General features: G+C 72.0%; 13 protein-coding genes and 1 pseudogene. 10 read left to right on the top strand and 4 right to left on the bottom strand.

Going from position 1 to position 17,452, the window contains the following annotated elements; translation table 11 throughout:
- Window positions 1-37: 37 nt before the first annotated feature.
- A complete protein-coding gene (locus tag AAC944_RS15365; RefSeq protein WP_030617607.1) occupies window positions 38-868 on the top strand; it encodes a PAS domain-containing protein in 831 nt (276 codons plus the stop codon).
- 549 nt (window positions 869-1,417) lie between these two features.
- Here the strand turns inward: AAC944_RS15365 and AAC944_RS15360 are convergent.
- Window positions 1,418-2,656: an MFS transporter gene (locus AAC944_RS15360; protein WP_030617610.1), complete on the bottom strand. Its 1,239-nt coding sequence runs from the start codon at window positions 2,654-2,656 to the stop codon at window positions 1,418-1,420.
- Between the two features lie 426 nt (window positions 2,657-3,082).
- On the opposite strand from AAC944_RS15360, the gene leuA reads away from it, so the two are divergent.
- From leuA to hutI, 5 genes are all read left to right on the top strand, one after another.
- The gene (gene leuA, locus AAC944_RS15355) at window positions 3,083-4,861 is read left to right on the top strand and encodes a 2-isopropylmalate synthase (protein ID WP_030617613.1); all 1,779 of its coding nucleotides are present in this window, start codon (window positions 3,083-3,085) and stop codon (window positions 4,859-4,861) included.
- A 167-nt stretch (window positions 4,862-5,028) separates the two neighbouring features.
- The gene (gene hutU / locus AAC944_RS15350) at window positions 5,029-6,699 is read left to right on the top strand and encodes a urocanate hydratase (RefSeq protein WP_368397199.1); all 1,671 of its coding nucleotides are present in this window, start codon (window positions 5,029-5,031) and stop codon (window positions 6,697-6,699) included.
- 17 nt (window positions 6,700-6,716) lie between these two features.
- Complete coding sequence (locus AAC944_RS15345) at window positions 6,717-7,904, top strand: allantoate amidohydrolase (RefSeq protein ID WP_030624005.1); 1,188 nt, start codon at window positions 6,717-6,719, stop codon at window positions 7,902-7,904.
- Window positions 7,901-9,241: a formimidoylglutamate deiminase gene (locus AAC944_RS15340; protein WP_196943350.1), complete on the top strand. Its 1,341-nt coding sequence runs from the start codon at window positions 7,901-7,903 to the stop codon at window positions 9,239-9,241. Before AAC944_RS15345 ends, AAC944_RS15340 begins: the two co-directional genes overlap by 4 nt.
- A gap of 104 nt (window positions 9,242-9,345) precedes the next feature.
- Complete coding sequence (gene hutI, locus AAC944_RS15335) at window positions 9,346-10,515, top strand: imidazolonepropionase (RefSeq protein WP_030624000.1); 1,170 nt, start codon at window positions 9,346-9,348, stop codon at window positions 10,513-10,515.
- 145 nt (window positions 10,516-10,660) lie between these two features.
- Here hutI and AAC944_RS15330 read toward each other — a convergent pair whose 3' ends face one another.
- On the bottom strand, window positions 10,661-11,593 hold the full coding sequence (locus AAC944_RS15330; RefSeq protein ID WP_030623998.1) for an RNA polymerase sigma factor SigF: 933 nt from the start codon (window positions 11,591-11,593) through the stop codon (window positions 10,661-10,663).
- A gap of 263 nt (window positions 11,594-11,856) precedes the next feature.
- On the opposite strand from AAC944_RS15330, the gene AAC944_RS15325 reads away from it, so the two are divergent.
- The 3 genes and pseudogenes from AAC944_RS15325 to AAC944_RS15315 all read left to right on the top strand — a co-directional run.
- Window positions 11,857-12,228, top strand: a complete 372-nt coding sequence (locus tag AAC944_RS15325) for an STAS domain-containing protein (RefSeq protein WP_030623996.1) — start codon at window positions 11,857-11,859, stop codon at window positions 12,226-12,228.
- Between the two features lie 195 nt (window positions 12,229-12,423).
- Complete coding sequence (locus AAC944_RS15320; protein ID WP_030623994.1) at window positions 12,424-12,924, top strand: ATP-binding protein; 501 nt, start codon at window positions 12,424-12,426, stop codon at window positions 12,922-12,924.
- Between the two features lie 312 nt (window positions 12,925-13,236).
- A pseudogene (locus AAC944_RS15315) lies at window positions 13,237-13,683 on the top strand (peptidase); the annotation flags it as partial.
- Window positions 13,684-13,692: 9 nt separating this feature from the next.
- Here the strand turns inward: AAC944_RS15315 and AAC944_RS15310 are convergent.
- Window positions 13,693-14,661, bottom strand: coding sequence for an alpha/beta fold hydrolase (locus tag AAC944_RS15310; RefSeq protein WP_078888965.1), 969 nt, complete (start codon window positions 14,659-14,661; stop codon window positions 13,693-13,695).
- Between the two features lie 137 nt (window positions 14,662-14,798).
- Window positions 14,799-16,325: a peptide MFS transporter gene (locus AAC944_RS15305; RefSeq protein WP_030623989.1), complete on the bottom strand. Its 1,527-nt coding sequence runs from the start codon at window positions 16,323-16,325 to the stop codon at window positions 14,799-14,801.
- Window positions 16,326-16,763: 438 nt separating this feature from the next.
- Here AAC944_RS15305 and AAC944_RS15300 point away from each other — a divergent pair, with 438 nt between their 5' ends.
- On the top strand, window positions 16,764-17,444 hold the full coding sequence (locus AAC944_RS15300; RefSeq protein WP_030265943.1) for a response regulator transcription factor: 681 nt from the start codon (window positions 16,764-16,766) through the stop codon (window positions 17,442-17,444).
- Window positions 17,445-17,452 lie beyond the last annotated feature (8 nt).

Raw genomic sequence — 17,452 nt, 5'->3', positions numbered from 1 at the left:
CCCCGCCACGTCCCGTAACGAAGCGAAGGAAGAAACCATGTCCACGCAGCTCTCCTACCCCTCCGACGACCAGCTCCTCGACCTGTTCAACTGGTCCTCGCCCGGCATGGTCGTCACCGACGCCCAGGGCCGTGTCGTCATCGCCAACAAGGCGGCCAGGGAACTGATCGGCGCGCGTGCGGCGGCCGGCCAGGCACTGCCCGAGGCCCTCGGCATCGCCAACTACCCCGCCCTCGTCGAGGCCGGGCGCCCCGTCGAGAACCGCGCCGTGGTCTTCGCCGCCGAGGAGTTCCCGACCGGCTTCGCCAACGTCGGCTTCGGCGACGTGAACGGCGAGCGCCACGGTTTCTGGGCGCTGCGCCCCGAGACCACCCACCCCTCGCCGTCCCCGGAGCCCCGTGAGGGCGCGACCACCGCGGCCTCGTGGATCGGCAAGGTCGACGCGCGGGACGCGGCGTACCAGCCGGTGACCGCCGACTCGGTGGCCTTGATCCAGGCGTACTACGACCACTGCCCGGTCGCCATCCACCTGATCGAGGAGGACGGCACCGTCTCGCACGCCAACTGGAAGGACATCGACATCGTCGGCGCGACCGCGCAGCCCGACTCCTACGTCGGCCACCACATCCGCCACATCTACGCCGACCAGGAGGTCGTCGACGACTTCCTGGGCCGCTGGGGCGAGGACGCGCCGATCATCGACTTCCGTGCCGACTTCCTGAACAGCGGCGAGCGCGTCCCGGTGGTCATCTTCTCCACCGCCAACGTGACCGACGGCAAGCTCAAGAACACCCGCTGCTTCGTCTTCTCCGACAACGACCCGCGCCGGGTCCGCGACCGCGTCGCCGCGCTCGACCTCGCCTTCTGACCCGACCACAAGGCCGGGGGTGCACCGCACCCCCGGCCTTGTGCTGTCCGCCGCACGGAGAACCTCATGACCTCACCACGCGCCGAGCGTGACCGCCGGCCCGCGGCCGGGGACCGGCGCGCCGCGGTGCCCGGCTTCCGGGAGCCGGCAGGCGGACGTGACGGTACGGCCGCGCGGCGGCTCCCGCACCGACGAGCACTGCCGCACCGACGAGCACTGCCGTACCGCCGAGCACTGCCGTACCGCCGGCCCGCGGATCTGGGCGGCGGGCGACTGCGCGGCGGTACAGGGGCGGGCACACGGGCTCGTCGCCCCCCCGCCACCGGAGGGCGGACGCCGTGGCGCGGCAACTGCCCGGCCGCGTCATGGTCGGCGACACCCGTGCCTCCCGCACGCTGTCGCCGCTGGTGGGGCGGCCGCTCCCGGCACTCCGGCTGCCCAGGGCCGAGCCGCGGCTGATGACGCTCGGCGCGTATGGAGATCCGGTGCCGGAACGCGCGAAGGGGCTGCCGTACCGGGGAGACCGGTACGACAGCCCCTGCGCGTGCGTCAGGCGCGGGTCCCGGCCGGCTGCCCGCCGGCCGGTTCGGCGACGGCGTCCGTGCCGTCCGTGCCGTCCGTGCCTCCCGCGCCCTCCGCCGCCGGCCGCCGGTCCGGGAGCCGGAAGGCCAGCAGGGCGGCCACCGCGAAGACGGCGAGTGCGGTGGCGAACACCGCCCGCAGCCCCTGCGCGTCCGCGAGCACGCCGAACAGCGGCGACGTCAGCCCGCCCACCGACATGGCCAGGCCCAGCGTCAGACCGCTGGCGGTGCCCGGCCGGTTCGGCAGGTAGTCCTGGGCCAGCGTCACCTGGGGAGCGAACGGCAGGAACATGGTGACCCCGCAGAGCAGCGTGGACACCGCCAGGACTTCAAAGGAGGGTGACCACACCACGCCGGCCAGGGCGACGATGCCGAGCAGGTACCCGGTCCGTACGGCCCGCAGCCGGCCCCACCGGTCGGCCACCCAGCCGCCCAGCAGCGTGCCCACCGCACCTGCGGCGGTGAACGAGGTGAGGACGGCGGCCCCGGCCCCGGAGCCGGCGTGCAGCGTCCGCTGGGCGTACAGGGACACCAGCGCCGTGATGCTCACGTAGGGCACCGACCAGCCGACCACCACGGCCACCAGCCGTCCGAAGGACCGCCAGTCGTCCCGCAGCCCGGTCGCCGCGGCCGGCGCGCCGGCCGCACCGGTCTCCGCCTCCGTCCGCCGGGCCCGCAGGCTGCGCAGTCCCCAGAGCACGGCCATCACCACGGCCGGCACGACCAGCAGCGGACTGCCGGACAGACCCATCGACCCGACCACCACCGTGACCAGCGCGGGGGCGAGCGACGCGCCGAACGTGCCGCCCACGGAGAACACGCTCATGCCCTTCTGCGACCGGCCGCACGCCACCCGGGCCTGGCTGGTCGCCGGCGGGTGGAAGGCGGCGAGCCCCACCCCGGCGGCGGCCACGCACAGCCAGGTCAGCAGGTAGCCGTGGACGAGGCCCACGGCGGAGACCCCGGCCCCTGCCGTGAGGAAGCCCGCCGGCACCAGCCAGCTCCGGGCCTTGCGGTCCGAAAGCAGCCCGAACAACGGCTGGAAAGCGGTGGAAAGTCCGGTCACCGCGAGCGCGATACCGGATATGGCCGTGTAGCTGTATCCGCGTTGCGCCATGAGATACGGAAGAAGCGCGGGAACCGCGCCCTGATAGAGGTCGTTGACCGTATGCGTACTGGTGAGAAAGGCCAGTTGGGCCTTCTTCATGGAAATCCCTTCTGCCCGCTGCCCCCGCGCACGCAGCCAAGGCGGAGAACGGCGGATCCGGGCAAAGAACAACGGCCGCACACCAGCGGCCCGGACGAGGGAAGGCGCTGCATCCACCGGGTTTTCCGGGAGCGCCTGACAAGACCGGCACCATAACAGCGGCGCCTGCCGCCGCAAGGGCGCCCGGCGCCGAAATCCGAAGTCGCTGGCCGGACGTCGGTGCGAAATGCCGCATGCCACGGCGACTTGACGGATAACGGCTTTCCTTTTGTACGCGCCGCCGCTCCGTGCCTAATGTGCTGGACATGTTGAGGCGGGCATTCCCACTCCTTTGTTGCCGCGGCGGGTTCTGACGGACCGGCGTCCCGCCGCGGGTCCTGGTGCAGCTGGTCGTCCCACCGACTCCCGGAGAAGGAGCAGTTCCCCATGACTTCCGGCGACTTCGCCACGCTGCGCACCCCCGCGGGGCCCGTGCCCGCCGACGCCCCGCACTGGAACCGTCAGCGGCACAGCGCCATGCCCAGCCACCGCTACAGCTCGGCCCACGACCGCGTCGCCCTGCCGCTCACCGGCCGCCGGTGGCCCGAAGCGCGCCTGGAGCGCGCGCCGCTGTGGGTCCCGGTCGACCTGCGTGACGGCAACCAGTCCCTGGCCGAGCCCATGGACACGGTCCGCAAGCGGCGCATGTTCGACCTGCTGGTCGCCATGGGCTTCAAGGAGATCGAGGTCGCGTACCCGTCCGCCAGCCGGACCGACTTCGACTTCGTACGGCACCTCGCGACCAGCGGTGCGGTCCCCGACGACGTGACCGTCTCGGTCTTCACCCCGGCCAAGCGCGACCTGATCGACCGTACCTTCGAGGCCATCGAAGGCCTGCCGCACACCCTGGTGCACCTCTACACCCCGACCGCACCCACCTGGCGTGACGTCGTGCTGCACCGCAGCCGCGCCGAGGTGCTCGACCTCATCCACGACGCCGCCACCCACATGGACCGGCTGGCGGCGGCCCGGCCGGGTGCCGACATCCGGTTCGAGTTCTCCCCCGAGGTGTTCATCCTCACCGAGCCGGACTTCGTCCTGGAGATCTGCAACAGCGTCACCGAGCTCTGGGACGCCTCCCCCGACCGGCCGGTCGTCCACAACCTCCCGGCCACGGTGGAGATCGCCACCCCGAACGTCTACGCGGACCAGATCGAGTACGCCCACCGGAACCTGGACCGCAGGGACTCGGTCATCCTCTCCGTCCACCCGCACAACGACCGCGGCACCGGCGTCGCCTGCGCCGAGCTCGCCGTGCTGGCCGGCGCGCAGCGCGTGGAGGGCTGCCTCTTCGGCAACGGCGAGCGCACCGGCAACGTCGACCTGGTGACGCTGGCCCTGAACCTGCACGCCCAGGGCGTCGACCCGATGATCGACTTCTCGGACATCGACACCGTCCGCGACACCGTCTCCGAGTGCATCAAGCTGCCGGTCCACCCGCGTCACCCCTACGGCGGCGACCTGGTCTACACCGCCTTCTCCGGCACCCACCAGGACGCCATCAGCAAGGGGCTGGCGCACCACGCCGAGCAGGCCACGCAGCTCGGCGTCGACGAGGGCCAGGCGCCCTGGGCGGTGCCGTACCTGCCCATCGACCCCAAGGACGTCGGCCGCACCTACGAGGCGGTCATCCGGGTCAACAGCCAGTCCGGCAAGGGCGGCATCGCCCACCTCCTGCACGCCCACCACGGCCTGGACCTGCCACAGGCCATGCGTGCCGACTTCTCCGCCGTCGTACAGCAGGCGACCGACGCCGCCGGTACCGAGTTCTCCCCGCAGCAGCTGTTCGAGCAGTTCCGCACCACGTACCTGGAGCCCGGCATCCGCGGCAGGACCGTCCTCACCTCCCTGACCACGGAGGAGGTCGCGGTCGACAAGCACCGCGTGACCTGCGAGCTCGCCGTCGACGGCGGGGAGCCGGCCGAGTACGAGGGCCTGGGCAACGGACCGCTCTCGGCGTTCACCTCGGTCCTGGCCCAGGCCGGCATCCAGGTGGACATCCGCGGCTACACCGAGCACGCCACCGCCACCGGCCCGGACAGCCCGGCCGTGGCCTACGTGCAGTGCCGGGTGGGCGACGCGCTGTGGTGGGGAGCCGGCCAGGACACCTCGGTGCTCACCGCGTCGGTGAAGGCCGTACTCGCCGCGGTCAACCGCGCCCACTGAGGCCGGCACGCCGGACCGCCCCCGCGGTCCGGCGTGGCCCGCCTTTCTCCCCTGCCGTGTGGCCCCGCCAGGCGCCATTGACTAGGTGTATTCATTAGCGCCAAGATGTGAATACATTGATCCAGTACCGGCTGGGTGCTGGGCACCGCCGAGGCAGGAGGCAGGGCATGTCGGGACCGCGACCCGTGCGAGCACCGCGTGGTACGGAACTGAGCGCCCAGGGCTGGCAGCAGGAGGCCGCCCTGCGGATGCTGCAGAACAATCTGGATCCGGAGGTGGCCGAGCATCCGGACAAGCTGGTGGTCTACGGCGGGACCGGTAAGGCGGCGCGGGACTGGCGCTCGTTCGATGCGATGGTGCGCACGCTGCGGTCGCTGAAGCAGGACGAGACGATGCTGGTGCAGTCCGGCCGTCCGGTGGGTGTGATGCAGACCCATGAGTGGGCCCCGCGGGTGCTGATCGCCAACTCCAACCTGGTGGGGGACTGGGCGAACTGGGAGGAGTTCCGGCGGCTGGAGCAGCTGGGGCTGACGATGTACGGGCAGATGACGGCCGGTTCGTGGATCTACATCGGTACCCAGGGCATTCTGCAGGGCACGTACGAGACGTTCGCGGCGGTGGCGGCGAAGAAGTTCAACGGCACCCTGGCGGGCACGATCACGCTGACGGCGGGGCTGGGCGGGATGGGCGGTGCCCAGCCGCTGGCGGTGACGATGAACGACGGCGTGGCGATCTGTATCGACTGCGATCCGCGGGCGATCGAGCGGCGGATCGAGCACCGGTACCTGGATGTGAAGGCCGACGATCTGGCGCAGGCGCTGCAGCTGGCCACCGAGGCCCGCGATGCGCGCAAGCCGCTGTCGATCGGGCTGCTGGGCAATGCGGCGGAGCTGCTGCCGCGGATGCTGGCCGAGGGCGCGCCGATCGACATCGTCACCGACCAGACCTCCGCGCACGATCCGCTGTCCTACCTGCCGGTGGGCGTGGCGTTCGAGGACATGGCGGAGGCGGCGGCGAAGGATCCGGCCGGGTTCACCATCCGTGCCCGGGAGTCCATGGCCCGGCACGTGGAGGCGATGGTGGGCTTCATGGACGCGGGGGCGGAGGTCTTCGACTACGGCAACTCCATCCGGGGCGAGGCGCAGCTCGCCGGGTACGACCGCGCGTTTGCCTTCCCCGGTTTCGTGCCGGCCTATATCCGGCCGTTGTTCTGTGAGGGTAAGGGGCCCTTCCGGTGGGCGGCGCTGTCGGGTGATCCGAAGGACATCACCGCCACGGACAAGGCGATCCTGGAGTTGTTCCCGGAGAACGAGTCGCTGGCCCGGTGGATCAAGATGGCCGGGGAGCGGGTGCACTTCCAGGGGCTGCCGGCGCGGATCTGCTGGCTGGGGTACGGGGAGCGGGACAAGGCCGGTGAGCGGTTCAACGACATGGTGGCGTCCGGTGAGCTGCGGGCGCCGCTGGCCATCGGCCGGGACCATCTGGACTGCGGTTCGGTGGCCTCGCCCTACCGGGAGACCGAGGCCATGCTCGACGGCTCCGACGCCATCGCGGACTGGCCCCTCCTCAACGCCATGGTCAACGTCGCCTCCGGTGCGTCCTGGGTGTCGTTGCACCACGGTGGCGGGGTCGGCATGGGGCGGTCGATCCATGCGGGTCAGGTGTCCGTCGCCGACGGCACCAAGCTCGCGGGCGAGAAGATCCGCCGGGTGCTGACGAACGACCCCGGTATGGGGGTCATCCGGCATGTCGACGCCGGATACGACATCGCCGACTCCGTCGCGGCCGAGCGCGGTGTCCGCGTCCCCATGCGCGAGGGCGAGGGCGGCGAGAAGTGAGCACTTCGTTCCACGAGATGTGGCGGGACCTGCTCCCGATCGGCCGGGACGCCGACAGCCGGGGCTACCGCCGCTACGCCTGGACCGGTGCCGACGCCGACTGCCGGGCCTGGTTCCGGGCGCAGGCCGAGAGCCGCGGGCTGACGTACGAGGTGGACCGGAACGGCAACCAGTGGGCCTGGCTCGGCGACCCGGCCGCCGGGGACGCCGTCGTCACCGGGTCGCACCTGGACTCCGTACCGGACGGCGGGGCCTTCGACGGGCCGCTCGGCGTGGTGTCCTCCTTCGCGGCGCTGGACGAACTCCGGGACAGGGGAGAGGAGTTCACCCGCCCGCTGGCGATCGCCAACTTCGGTGACGAGGAGGGCGCCCGCTTCGGTCTGGCCTGCGTCGGGTCGCGGCTCGCGGCCGGGCAGCTGACCGTCGAGAAGGCGCACGAGCTGAAGGACGCCGACGGGGTCAGCCTCCCGCAGGCCATGGAGCGGGCCGGGTACGACCCGGAGGCCATCGGCGCCGACGACGAGCGGCTCGCCCGGATCGGCGCGTTCGTCGAGCTGCACGTGGAACAGGGCCGCGCGCTCGACCTGTCCGGCGACCCGGTGGGCGTCGCGTCCGCGATCTGGCCGCACGGCCGCTGGCGGTTCGACTTCCACGGCGAGGCCAACCACGCCGGTACGACCCGCCTCGAAGACCGCCGGGACCCGATGCTCACGTACGCGCAGACCGTGCTCGCGGCACGCGAGTACGCGGCCCGGCACGGCGCGCTGGCCACCTTCGGAAAGGTCGGCGTCGAGCCCAACGGGGTCAACGCCATCCCGTCCCTGGTCCGCGGCTGGCTGGACTCGCGCGCCGCCGACCAGGAGACGCTGGACGCGGTGGTCGGCGGGATCGAGCGGGCCGCGGCCGAGCGGGGCCGGGCCGACGGGGTGGACGTCCACGTCACCCGGGAGTCCTTCACACCGGTCGTGGAGTTCGCGCACGACCTGCGCGACCGGCTCGCGAAGACGCTCGGCGGCGTACCCGTGCTGCCGACCGGCGCGGGACACGACGCGGGTATTTTGTCCGCCACTGTCCCGACCGCCATGCTGTTCGTGCGCAACCCCACCGGCGTCTCGCACTCGCCCGCGGAGCACGCGGCGGAGGACGACTGCGTCACGGGGGTCCGCGCACTCGCCGACGTACTGGAGGGCCTGGCGTGCAGCTGACGCCGACGACGTACTGGCTGGAGCACGCCTGGCTCGGCACCCATGTCGAGCCGGGCGTGGTCGTGGAGACCGGGGAAGGACGGATCACCGCCGTCCGCACCGGCGTCGAGGCCCCGCCGCCCGGCGCGGAGATACTGCGCGGGCTGACCCTCCCCGGCCTGGCCAACGCGCACTCGCACGCCTTCCACCGCGCGCTGCGCGGCACCGTGCAGGTGGGCTCCGGCACGTTCTGGACCTGGCGCGAGGTGATGTACGGAACCGCCGCGCAGCTCACGCCGGACAGCTACCACGCGCTGGCCCGCGCCGCGTACGCCGAGATGGCACTGGCCGGGATCACCTGCGTCGGGGAGTTCCACTACCTCCACCACGCGCCCGGCGGCGGCCGCTACGACGACCCGAACGCGATGGGCGAAGCACTGATCGCCGCCGCCGACGAGGCGGGCATCCGCATCACGCTGCTGGACACCGCCTACCTGTCGTCCGGCTTCGGCGAGCCGCCCAACCGGCACCAGCTGCGGTTCAGCGACGGCGACGCGCAGAGCTGGGCCGAGCGCGCCGGGCAGCTGAAGGAGGGCCGCGCGCACGCCCGTATCGGCGCCGCCGTGCACTCCGTACGGGCCGTACCCGCGGATCAGCTCGGTACGGTCGCGCGGTGGGCACAGGACCGCGAGGCCCCGCTGCACGTCCACCTCTCCGAGCAGACCGCCGAGAACGACGCCTGCCAGGCCGCGCACGGGTGCACGCCGACCCGGCTGCTCGCCGACCACGGCGTGCTCGGGCCGCGTACGACGGCCGTGCACGCCACCCACCTCACGGACGAGGACATCCGGCTGCTCGGCGGCTCGGGCACCGGCGTGTGCATGTGCCCCACCACCGAGCGGGACCTCGCCGACGGGATCGGCCCGGCCGCCACCGTCCAGCAGGCCGGCTCGCCGCTCTCCCTGGGCAGCGACAGCCACGCCGTCATCGACCTGTTCGAGGAGGCGCGGGGGATGGAGCTGAACGAGCGGCTGCGCACCCGCACGCGGGGCCACTGGACCGCCGCGGCGCTGCTGCGTGCCGCGTCGGCCGACGGCCACCGGGCGCTCGGCTGGTCCGACGCGGGCGCGCTGCGCACCGGCGCGCTCGCCGACTTCACCACGATCGCCCTGGACAGCGTCCGTACGGCGGGTCCGCTGCCCCGGCTGGGTGCCGAGACGGCGGTCTTCGCGGCCACCGGCGCCGATGTCCGGCACACCGTCGTCGGCGGCCGGCAGGTCGTACGGGACGGCGGCCACACCCTCGTCCCCGACGTCCCCGCCGCGCTGGCCTCGGCGATCGACGCCCTGCGCGCCTGAGCACACGCCGGCCCCGCACTCCCGCCCGGGAGCGCGGGGCCCCGGCACGTACGGGAACCGCGTACGTACCGGAGCACCCACCCCGAGAGGAACCTCCCACGACCATGTCGTCCACCGCCATCACGCACATCGGCAGCCTGGTCACCAACGACCCCTCGCTCGGCGCGGGCCCGATCGGCCTGATCGAGGACGCCGCCGTCGTCATCGAGGGCGACCGCGTCGCCTGGGTGGGGCCCAGCGGCAGCGCGCCGGCCGCCGACGCCGTCCACGACGCGGGCGGCCGGGCCGTCCTCCCCGGCTTCGTCGACTCCCACTCCCACCTGGTCTTCGGCGGCGACCGTACGCAGGAGTTCAACGCCCGGATGTCGGGGCGCGCGTACTCCGCCGGCGGCATCCGTACGACGGTGGCCGCGACCCGGGCCGCCACCGACGAGGAACTCTCCGCGAACGTCGCGCACTACATGGCGGAGGCCCTGCGCCAGGGCACCACCACCTTCGAGACCAAGTCCGGGTACGGCCTCACCGTCGAGGACGAGGCCCGCGCCCTGCGCATCGCCGCCGCGCACACCGACGAGGTCACCTACCTCGGCGCGCACATCGTCCCGCCCGACTACGCGGAGGATCCGGCCGGCTACGTGGAGCTCGTCACCGGGCCGATGCTGGACGCCTGCGCCCCGCACGCCCGCTGGATCGACGTCTTCTGCGAGAAGGGGGCCTTCGACGGCGACCAGGCGCGCGCGATCCTCACCGCGGGCAAGGAGCGGGGCCTGCTGCCCCGTATCCACGCCAACCAGCTCTCCTACGGGCCCGGCGTGCAGCTGGGCGTCGAGCTGGGCGCGGCCTCCGCCGACCACTGCACGCACCTCACGGACGCGGACGTGGACGCGCTCGCCCAGGGTGACACCGTCGCCACGCTGCTGCCGGGCGCGGAGTTCTCCACCCGCGCCGAGTGGCCCGACGCGCGCCGCCTGCTCGACGCGGGGGCCACGGTCGCGCTCTCCACGGACTGCAACCCGGGCTCGTCCTTCACGTCCTCGATGCCCTTCTGCATCGCGCTCGCCGTCCGCGACATGAAGATGACCCCGGACGAGGCGATCTGGTCCGCCACGGCCGGCGGGGCCCAGGCCCTGCGCCGTACCGACGTGGGCCGGCTCACCCCCGGCGCCCGCGCCGACCTGGCCTTCCTGGACGCCCCCTCCCACGTCCACCTCGCCTACCGCCCGGGTGTGCCCCTGGTCACGGAGGTCTGGCGCGCGGGCGTACGGGCCGTCTGACAGGCTCCGGGCCCGGCGGGGGCGCGGACACGGCCGCGCCCCCGCCGAACGGCCCGGAAACGCGAAAGGGGGCCCGCCCCGAGGTGCTCGGGGCCGGCCCTCCTCCGCGCGGTCCGGCGTGCGGGACGCCGCGGACCGCGGTGGTTCACTCCTCGATCATCAGGCCCTTGCGGAGCCGGACCAAGGTGCGGGACAGCAGGCGGGAGACGTGCATCTGCGAGATGCCCAGCTCCTCGCCGATCTCCGACTGCGTCATGTTCGCGACGAAGCGGAGCGAGAGGATCTTGCGGTCGCGCGGCGGGAGCTCGGCGATCAGCGGTTTCAGGGACTCGACGTACTCGATGCCTTCGAGCCCGTGGTCCTCGTAGCCGATGCGGTCCGCCAGCGCGCCTTCGGTGTCGTCCTCCTCGGGCTGGGCGTCCAGCGAGCTCGCGGTGTACGCGTTGCTCGCGGCCATTCCCTCGACGACCTCGTCCTTGGTGATGGACAGGCGCGCGGCCAGCTCGCTCACGGTGGGTGCGCGGTCGAGCTTCTGCGCCAGCTCGTCACCGGCCTTGGCCAGGTCCAGGCGCAGCTCCTGAAGGCGCCGCGGAACCCGTACCGACCAGCTGGTGTCACGGAAGAAACGCTTGATCTCGCCGACGATCGTCGGCATGGCGAAAGTGGGGAACTCTACGCCGCGGTCCAGTTCGAAGCGGTCGATCGCCTTGATGAGGCCGATCGTGCCGACCTGGACGATGTCCTCCATCGGCTCGCTGCGGGAGCGGAACCGGGAGGCCGCGAACTTCACCAGGGCGAGGTTGAGCTCGACCAGGGTGTTGCGGACGTACGCGTACTCGTGCGTGCCCTCTTCCAGGGCCTCCAGACGCCCGAAGAGCGTCTTGGAGAGGGCCCGGGCGTCCACCGGACCGACCTCGTCGTACGGCGGGATCTCGGGCAGGCCCTCGATCTCCGGCATTCCGTCGAATCCGGTCGCATCGAACGGCAGGTGCTGGGCAGGGATGTGTTCGGACAGGGAAGTCGACGACGCGGTGTCCGTGGTCTGGTCGGTGCGCACTTCGTCGAGCCGGGGTGACATGGGTGTCCTCCATGGTTCTCGGCATATGGCTGCCGATGCCTGTACGTGAAGCTGCGGTCTGCGGCGCCTCCAAAGCCGGCCGTTTCGAATGTGTCCTCTCTACGCCTACCCGGCTTCACCTGAAGAAGGCAAGTGCGTGTTGTCCGTATTCGTGTAAGTACGCGTATTGTTCGGGTACCAGCCTGCGTATCTAAGGCGTAGGCTTCGACGTGCGCAGTCGTAAGCAGAACCAGACGCCGAGACAGCAAGAGGGGTGCGCGCGCATGGACCGTGGGACGGTCGGCAGTGCAAGCCGGGGACGGCTCCACGTCGGGGTCCGCCATCACGGCGCCAGTGCGGTCGTCACCGCGGCCGGTGAGCTGGATCACCACACCGCGGAGTTGTTGCGCGAGTCACTGGAGGGCTGTGTCGACGATGGCTTTGTGCGACTGGTCGTGGACTGTTCGCAGCTGGAGTTCATGGACTCCACGGGGCTGAACGTCCTGCTCGGTGCCCGCCTGAAAGTGGAGGCGGAAGGCGGCGGGGTGCATTTGGCGGCGATGCAGCCGGTGGTGGCCCGGGTCTTCGAGATCACCGGCGCCGACGCGGTCTTCACGGTGCACGACACGGTCGACGCGGCGCTGGCAGCCGGCTGAGCCGGATGCGCAGGGGGCAGCAGTTACGGATGGTCTGCGGAAGGGCCGGTTCCGATCGCGTTGACTCCCTCACAACTTCCGTTCCCAAGAAGTGGGTGTTCTCACGGTCCGGCCGGGCAGGAGACATCTGAATCTTTTTGAACCCGTCAGGTATCCGTAATCCGTGAAAAGGCGAATCGGTGAGGTGAAGCGCTGATGAGCACCACCCGGCCGTACCCGCCGGGCGATCTGGGCCCGGACCCGGGGAACGCCGGCGCTGCCGCTGCCTCCCCGGCCACCGTTCCGGTCGGCCAGGTCCGCAGGCTGCGTCTTGCAGGCGCCCGTGGCGCTGTCGCCCGTGCCCGTGACTTCGCCCGGCAGGCGCTGCACGACTGGGGCTGGCTGCCGGCCGCGGGCGCCGATCAGCGCGCCGCCGCCGAGGACGTCCTGCTGGTCGTGTCCGAGCTGGTCACCAACGCCTGCCTGCACGCCGAAGGCCCGGAGGAGCTGCGGCTGCGGTGCAGCGCCAAGGTGCTGCGGCTGGAGGTCACCGACCTCGGGGCCGGTTCGCCCGCGCCGCGTACCCCGCACCGCGCAGGGCGTCCCGGCGGCCACGGCATGTTCATCGTCCAGCGGCTCTGCCTGGACTGGGGTGTCGTACGCAACCCCGACGGCGCGGGCAAGACCGTATGGGCGGAGCTGGCCGCCCCGTCGTAGCGGAGCGGGCGGTGCTTCCGGGACCGGATCGCCGCCTCCGCCGCCTTTCCGTACCGCTCGCGCCGTCCCGGCGAGGGCGGTTTTCGTCGGTCTTCCCCGGGCTCGCCGCCCGTTCCCGCCGGCCGTTCCGGCTTCCCTTGTGCGTTCTCTCCTCCTTCCCCAGGGCCCCGGCGTACCTTGCCGCCCTGACCTGATGTGCCGTCAGTAACCGTCGGCGGTGCGGTAACCGGGAGAAGCGGAGACCGAGGTGGCCCGCTTCGACGCCCAGCGCGGCCGGCACCGCACGGGCCCGGCCGGAGCGGCAGCGGCCGTGCTGCTCACCGCGGCGCCCTCGGTGCTGCTCGCGGCCCCGCCGCGCACGCCGAGGCCGTGGACGTCAACTAGTCAACTACCAGTGCAGAACACCGATCGGGAACAAGGGCGCGGTCTCGCCCATCGACATCAAGGCCACGAAGTCCGGCGACGGCCACAAGCTCGTGATGTCCTTCCGGAAGGGCGTCCTCTCCAGCCCCATCGAGCTCGGCAAGGGAGCCATGCAGCCCAGCGCGCTCATCGAGCTGGGCGGCGCGGAGTCCGGTGACGTACCGGTGAGCGGGCCGGCCAACGACAAGCCTTTCCCTGGACGTCCAGGGCGCCGGTGGCGGCAGTGGTGGCGGCCCGGCCACGCCATCCGGCGGCGAGCTGCCGCAGACCGGGCCCGCCGACGACGCCGTGGCGCTGGGCACGCTCGGCGGCACGGTCATCCTGCTCGGCGGCGCCGTTTCACCTTCATGCCGCGCCGCTCCCCGCGGCGCTGACCGAGGGCTGCGTCCGCGCCGTCAGGAAGGCCAGCACCTGACGCTCGGTCGCGGGCCGGGTGAGCGCCTTCATACCGTGGCCAGGGCCGGGCACGACCGACACCGCCGCTTCCGGCTCGGCCTTCGCCAGGCCCCGCGAGTGCGCCACCGGTACGAAGTCGTCCGCGAAGTGCAGCAGCAGCATCGGCATCCCGGGCCCGCCGGGCCGGCGCGGCCCGCCGGGGGCCCAGGTCCGCGCGGCCATGTCGTCCCACACCGCCCGGCACGTCGCCGCCGCCACCGTGGGCACCCGCTTCGTCCCCGGGTCGCACCCCGCGAGCTTCTGTGCCTCGCGCCGCAGCCGGCGCTGCTCGGCCGAGGCACCGGAGCGGGCGCCGTCCCGCCAGGCCAGGTAGGGGTCGGCCACCGGCGACAGCGCGACCACCCCGGCGGGCCGGTACGCGGTGCCGGCGGCGTACTCCGCGGTGTTCGCGGCGAGCTGCCCGCCCGCCGACGAGCCGAGCAGCACGACCCGCCGGGGGTCGGCCCGGAAGCGGTCGGCCCGGGCGCGGATCCAGTGCAGCGCGGTGAGCGCGTCGGTGCGCTGCGCGGGCCAGCGCGCGTCGGTGTTGAGCCGGTAGTCCACGTCGAAGACGACGAAGCCGCGGGCGGCCAGCTTCCGGGCCCAGCCGCTCCAGTCGGAGTCCTGCGCCCAGTACCCGCCGTGCAGGATCATCACCGCCGGCCGGACGTCCTGCCCCGGCACACGGTAGACCCCGACGGTCCGCCGCTGCCCCGTCCCGTACGCGTACGTCCCCAGGTACGGGTCCTGCCCGCCCCGCGCGTCCTCCGCGACCTGCGCGCGCGGTGCCGCCGCGGCCCGTCCCGGCTGCGGCACCACCGTCAGACACGTGACGGCCAGCACCCCGCACACCCCGGCCCACACACTCCCTCGCCGCATACCGCGATCGTTACCGCATGCCGCGGCGGCTCTCCCGGGCCGGCACGCGGCTCACTCGAACGGCGGCGACGGCGGCGTACGCGAAGGGCCCCGGCGCGCTGCGCCGGGGCCCTTCGTCCACTCCTGCCGGAGGACCGTCAGTGGATCTCGCCCATGCGGGCGCGCACGTTCTTGCGGAACATGTAGATCGCGAGGCCGGCGAGGGCCGCGAGGATCGCCTCGACCAGGATCGCGCGCGAGCCGCTCATGTCGACGCCGCCGATGGACAGCAGGCTGGTGACGGAGTCGCCCGCGGTGTTCGCGAGGAACCAGATGCCCATCATCTGGCTGGCGTACTTCACCGGCGCCATCTTGGTGGTCAGCGACAGGCCGACGGGGGAGAGGCACAGCTCGCCGACGGTCTGGATGAAGTAGATGCCCAGCACCCACATCGGGCTGACCTTCGTACCGTCGGACGCCATGGCCAGCGGCATCAGGAAGAAGAAGAACGAGACGCCGATGAGGAAGAGACCGGCGGAGAACTTCAGGATCGTGCTGGGCTCCTTGCCCTTCCGGTTCAGCCACAGCCACAGCCAGGCGAAGACCGGGGCCAGCGCCATGACGAAGACCGGGTTCAGGGACTGGAACCAGGTGGACGGGAAGGAGATGCCGAGCAGCTCGCCGGAGGTCTTGGTGGTGCCGAACGCCTGGACGGTGGAGCCGCCCTGGTCGTAGATCATCCAGAAGGCCGCGGCAGCGACGAAGAACCAGATGTAGCCGGAGACCTTGGCCTGGTCACCCTGCGACAGGTCCTTGTCCCGCTTGATGCGGAAGAGGACGGCGGCCGGGATGAGGATGCCGAGCGCGCCCAGCGGGATCATCGCCCAGTTCAGGGTGAAGTGTCCGGTGAAGACCACCACGCCGTAGAAGACCGCGGCGATGATGAGCCAGGTCAGGCCCTTGCGCAGCCAGGAGTTGCGCTCCTCGGCGGTGAGCGGGGTGGGGACCTTGTTGCTCTCCGGGCTCAGGTGCTTGGTGCCCCACAGGAACTGCGCCAGGCCGATGCCCATGCCGATGGCGGCGAGGGCGAAGCCCAGGTGCCAGCTGTGCTTCTCACCGACGGTGCCGATGATGAGCGGCGCGAGGAAGGCACCGACGTTGATGCCGATGTAGAAGATCGTGAAGCCACCGTCACGGCGCGGGTCGTTCGGCCCGTCGTAGAGGTGGCCGACCATCGTGGAGATGTTGGCCTTCAGCAGGCCCGAACCGAGCGCGACCAGCAGCAGGCCGAGGAAGAAGAAGCCCTGTCCGGGCCCGGCCAGCGACAGGTGCCCCGCCATGATCACGATTGCCGCGATGGCGACGGTCTTGCGCGGGCCCCAGAGCCGGTCGGCGAGCCAGCCGCCGGGCATGGTCAGCAGGTAGACCAGCGCCATGTAGATGGAGTAGATGGCCGTGGTCGTGGCCAGATCGAAACCCAGACCGCCGTCACGGACGCCTTTCTCCGCATCCGGCCCGCCGGACAGCAGGTAGATCGTGAGCAGGGCCCGCATGCCGTAGAAGCTGAAGCGCTCCCACATCTCGGTCATGAAGAGGGTGGCCAGTCCGCGGGGGTGGCCGAAGAAGGTCTTGCCGCCGGCAGGGGTCCCCTGCCCGGGGGATTCCTTCGTCAGGCTGGACGCCATGGTCGATCCTTGAGTGATCGGGACGCACAGGTGGGGCTGCGCGCCCGGGTCGGCTGACCGGCACCGGCGCAGTGCCGTCCGCCCCCACGCCCGGTAGGGGGTGCGACACCACTGTGGAGAGAGGAATCGACAGGACGGCCGTACACCGGAATCCACGCCCCCGTTTTATGTGCGATGGACCCGGTCTAGGAGGTCATTTGCCCGCGGGCCCGGTCGTGCCGGCCCCGCACACAACAGGGACCGTGACGTCATATGAGCGCCAAGGTCCCGGGTTGTACGACGGACGTTCCAGCCACTGTACGACGCGCGTAGCTGAGGTTGGCACCAGTGAGACAACGGTCACACGCCGGCCAGGGAACCGAGCGGCGCGCGCCCGCCGCCGCCCGGGGACCCCCGGAGGGGCATCGGCGCCGTGACCTGTCGGACTACCATCGGGCCATGACCCGTGTACTGCTCGCCGAGGACGACGCGTCCATCTCGGAGCCGCTGGCCCGCGCACTCCGCCGTGAGGGTTACGAAGTCGAGGTGCGTGAGGACGGCCCCACGGCGCTCGACGCCGGTCTGCAGGGCAACATCGACCTGCTCGTGCTCGACCTGGGCCTGCCCGGCATGGACGGCCTGGAGGTGGCCCGCCGGCTGCGTAACGAAGGCCACTCCTTCCCGATCCTGGTCCTCACCGCCCGTGCGGACGAGGTGGACACCGTGGTCGGTCTGGACGCCGGCGCCGACGACTACGTCACCAAGCCCTTCCGGCTGGCGGAGCTGCTCGCGCGGGTGCGGGCCCTGCTCCGCCGCGGCACGACCGCCGAGCCCCAGCAGCCGCCGGCCACCCACGGGGTCCGGATCGACGTGGAGTCCCACCGCGCCTGGATGGGCGAGGAGGAACTGCAGCTGACCGCCAAGGAGTTCGACCTGCTGCGGGTGCTGGTGCGGGACGCCGGCCGGGTGGTGACCCGCGATCAGCTGATGCGCGAGGTCTGGGACACCACCTGGTGGTCCTCGACGAAGACCCTCGACATGCACATCTCCTGGCTGCGGAAGAAGCTGGGCGACGACGCGGCCAACCCGCGGTACATCGCCACCGTGCGCGGCGTGGGCTTCCGCTTCGAGAAGAGCTGAAGCGCCCG

The sequence above is a fragment of the Streptomyces sclerotialus genome (assembly GCF_040907265.1).
Classification (GTDB): domain Bacteria; phylum Actinomycetota; class Actinomycetes; order Streptomycetales; family Streptomycetaceae; genus Streptomyces; species Streptomyces sclerotialus.
Note: the sequence above shows the minus strand (reverse complement) of the source record. Positions and strands in the feature narration are given on the sequence as shown.

Bases quoted from the DNA above. Each gene is read 5' to 3' on its own strand.
- leuA (WP_030617613.1), top strand. From the start codon at position 3,083: ATGACTTCCGGCGACTTCGCCACGCTGCGCACCCCCGCGGGGCCCGTG.
- AAC944_RS15365 (WP_030617607.1), top strand. From the start codon at position 38: ATGTCCACGCAGCTCTCCTACCCCTCCGACGACCAGCTCCTCGACCTG.
- AAC944_RS15320 (WP_030623994.1), top strand. From the start codon at position 12,424: ATGAGCACCACCCGGCCGTACCCGCCGGGCGATCTGGGCCCGGACCCG.
- hutI (WP_030624000.1), top strand. From the start codon at position 9,346: ATGTCGTCCACCGCCATCACGCACATCGGCAGCCTGGTCACCAACGAC.
- AAC944_RS15345 (WP_030624005.1), top strand. From the start codon at position 6,717: ATGTGGCGGGACCTGCTCCCGATCGGCCGGGACGCCGACAGCCGGGGC.
- AAC944_RS15305 (WP_030623989.1), bottom strand. From the start codon at position 16,325: ATGGCGTCCAGCCTGACGAAGGAATCCCCCGGGCAGGGGACCCCTGCC.
- AAC944_RS15330 (WP_030623998.1), bottom strand. From the start codon at position 11,593: ATGTCACCCCGGCTCGACGAAGTGCGCACCGACCAGACCACGGACACC.
- AAC944_RS15360 (WP_030617610.1), bottom strand. From the start codon at position 2,656: ATGAAGAAGGCCCAACTGGCCTTTCTCACCAGTACGCATACGGTCAAC.
- AAC944_RS15310 (WP_078888965.1), bottom strand. From the start codon at position 14,661: ATGCGGCGAGGGAGTGTGTGGGCCGGGGTGTGCGGGGTGCTGGCCGTC.
- AAC944_RS15300 (WP_030265943.1), top strand. From the start codon at position 16,764: ATGACCCGTGTACTGCTCGCCGAGGACGACGCGTCCATCTCGGAGCCG.
- AAC944_RS15325 (WP_030623996.1), top strand. From the start codon at position 11,857: ATGGACCGTGGGACGGTCGGCAGTGCAAGCCGGGGACGGCTCCACGTC.
- hutU (WP_368397199.1), top strand. From the start codon at position 5,029: ATGTCGGGACCGCGACCCGTGCGAGCACCGCGTGGTACGGAACTGAGC.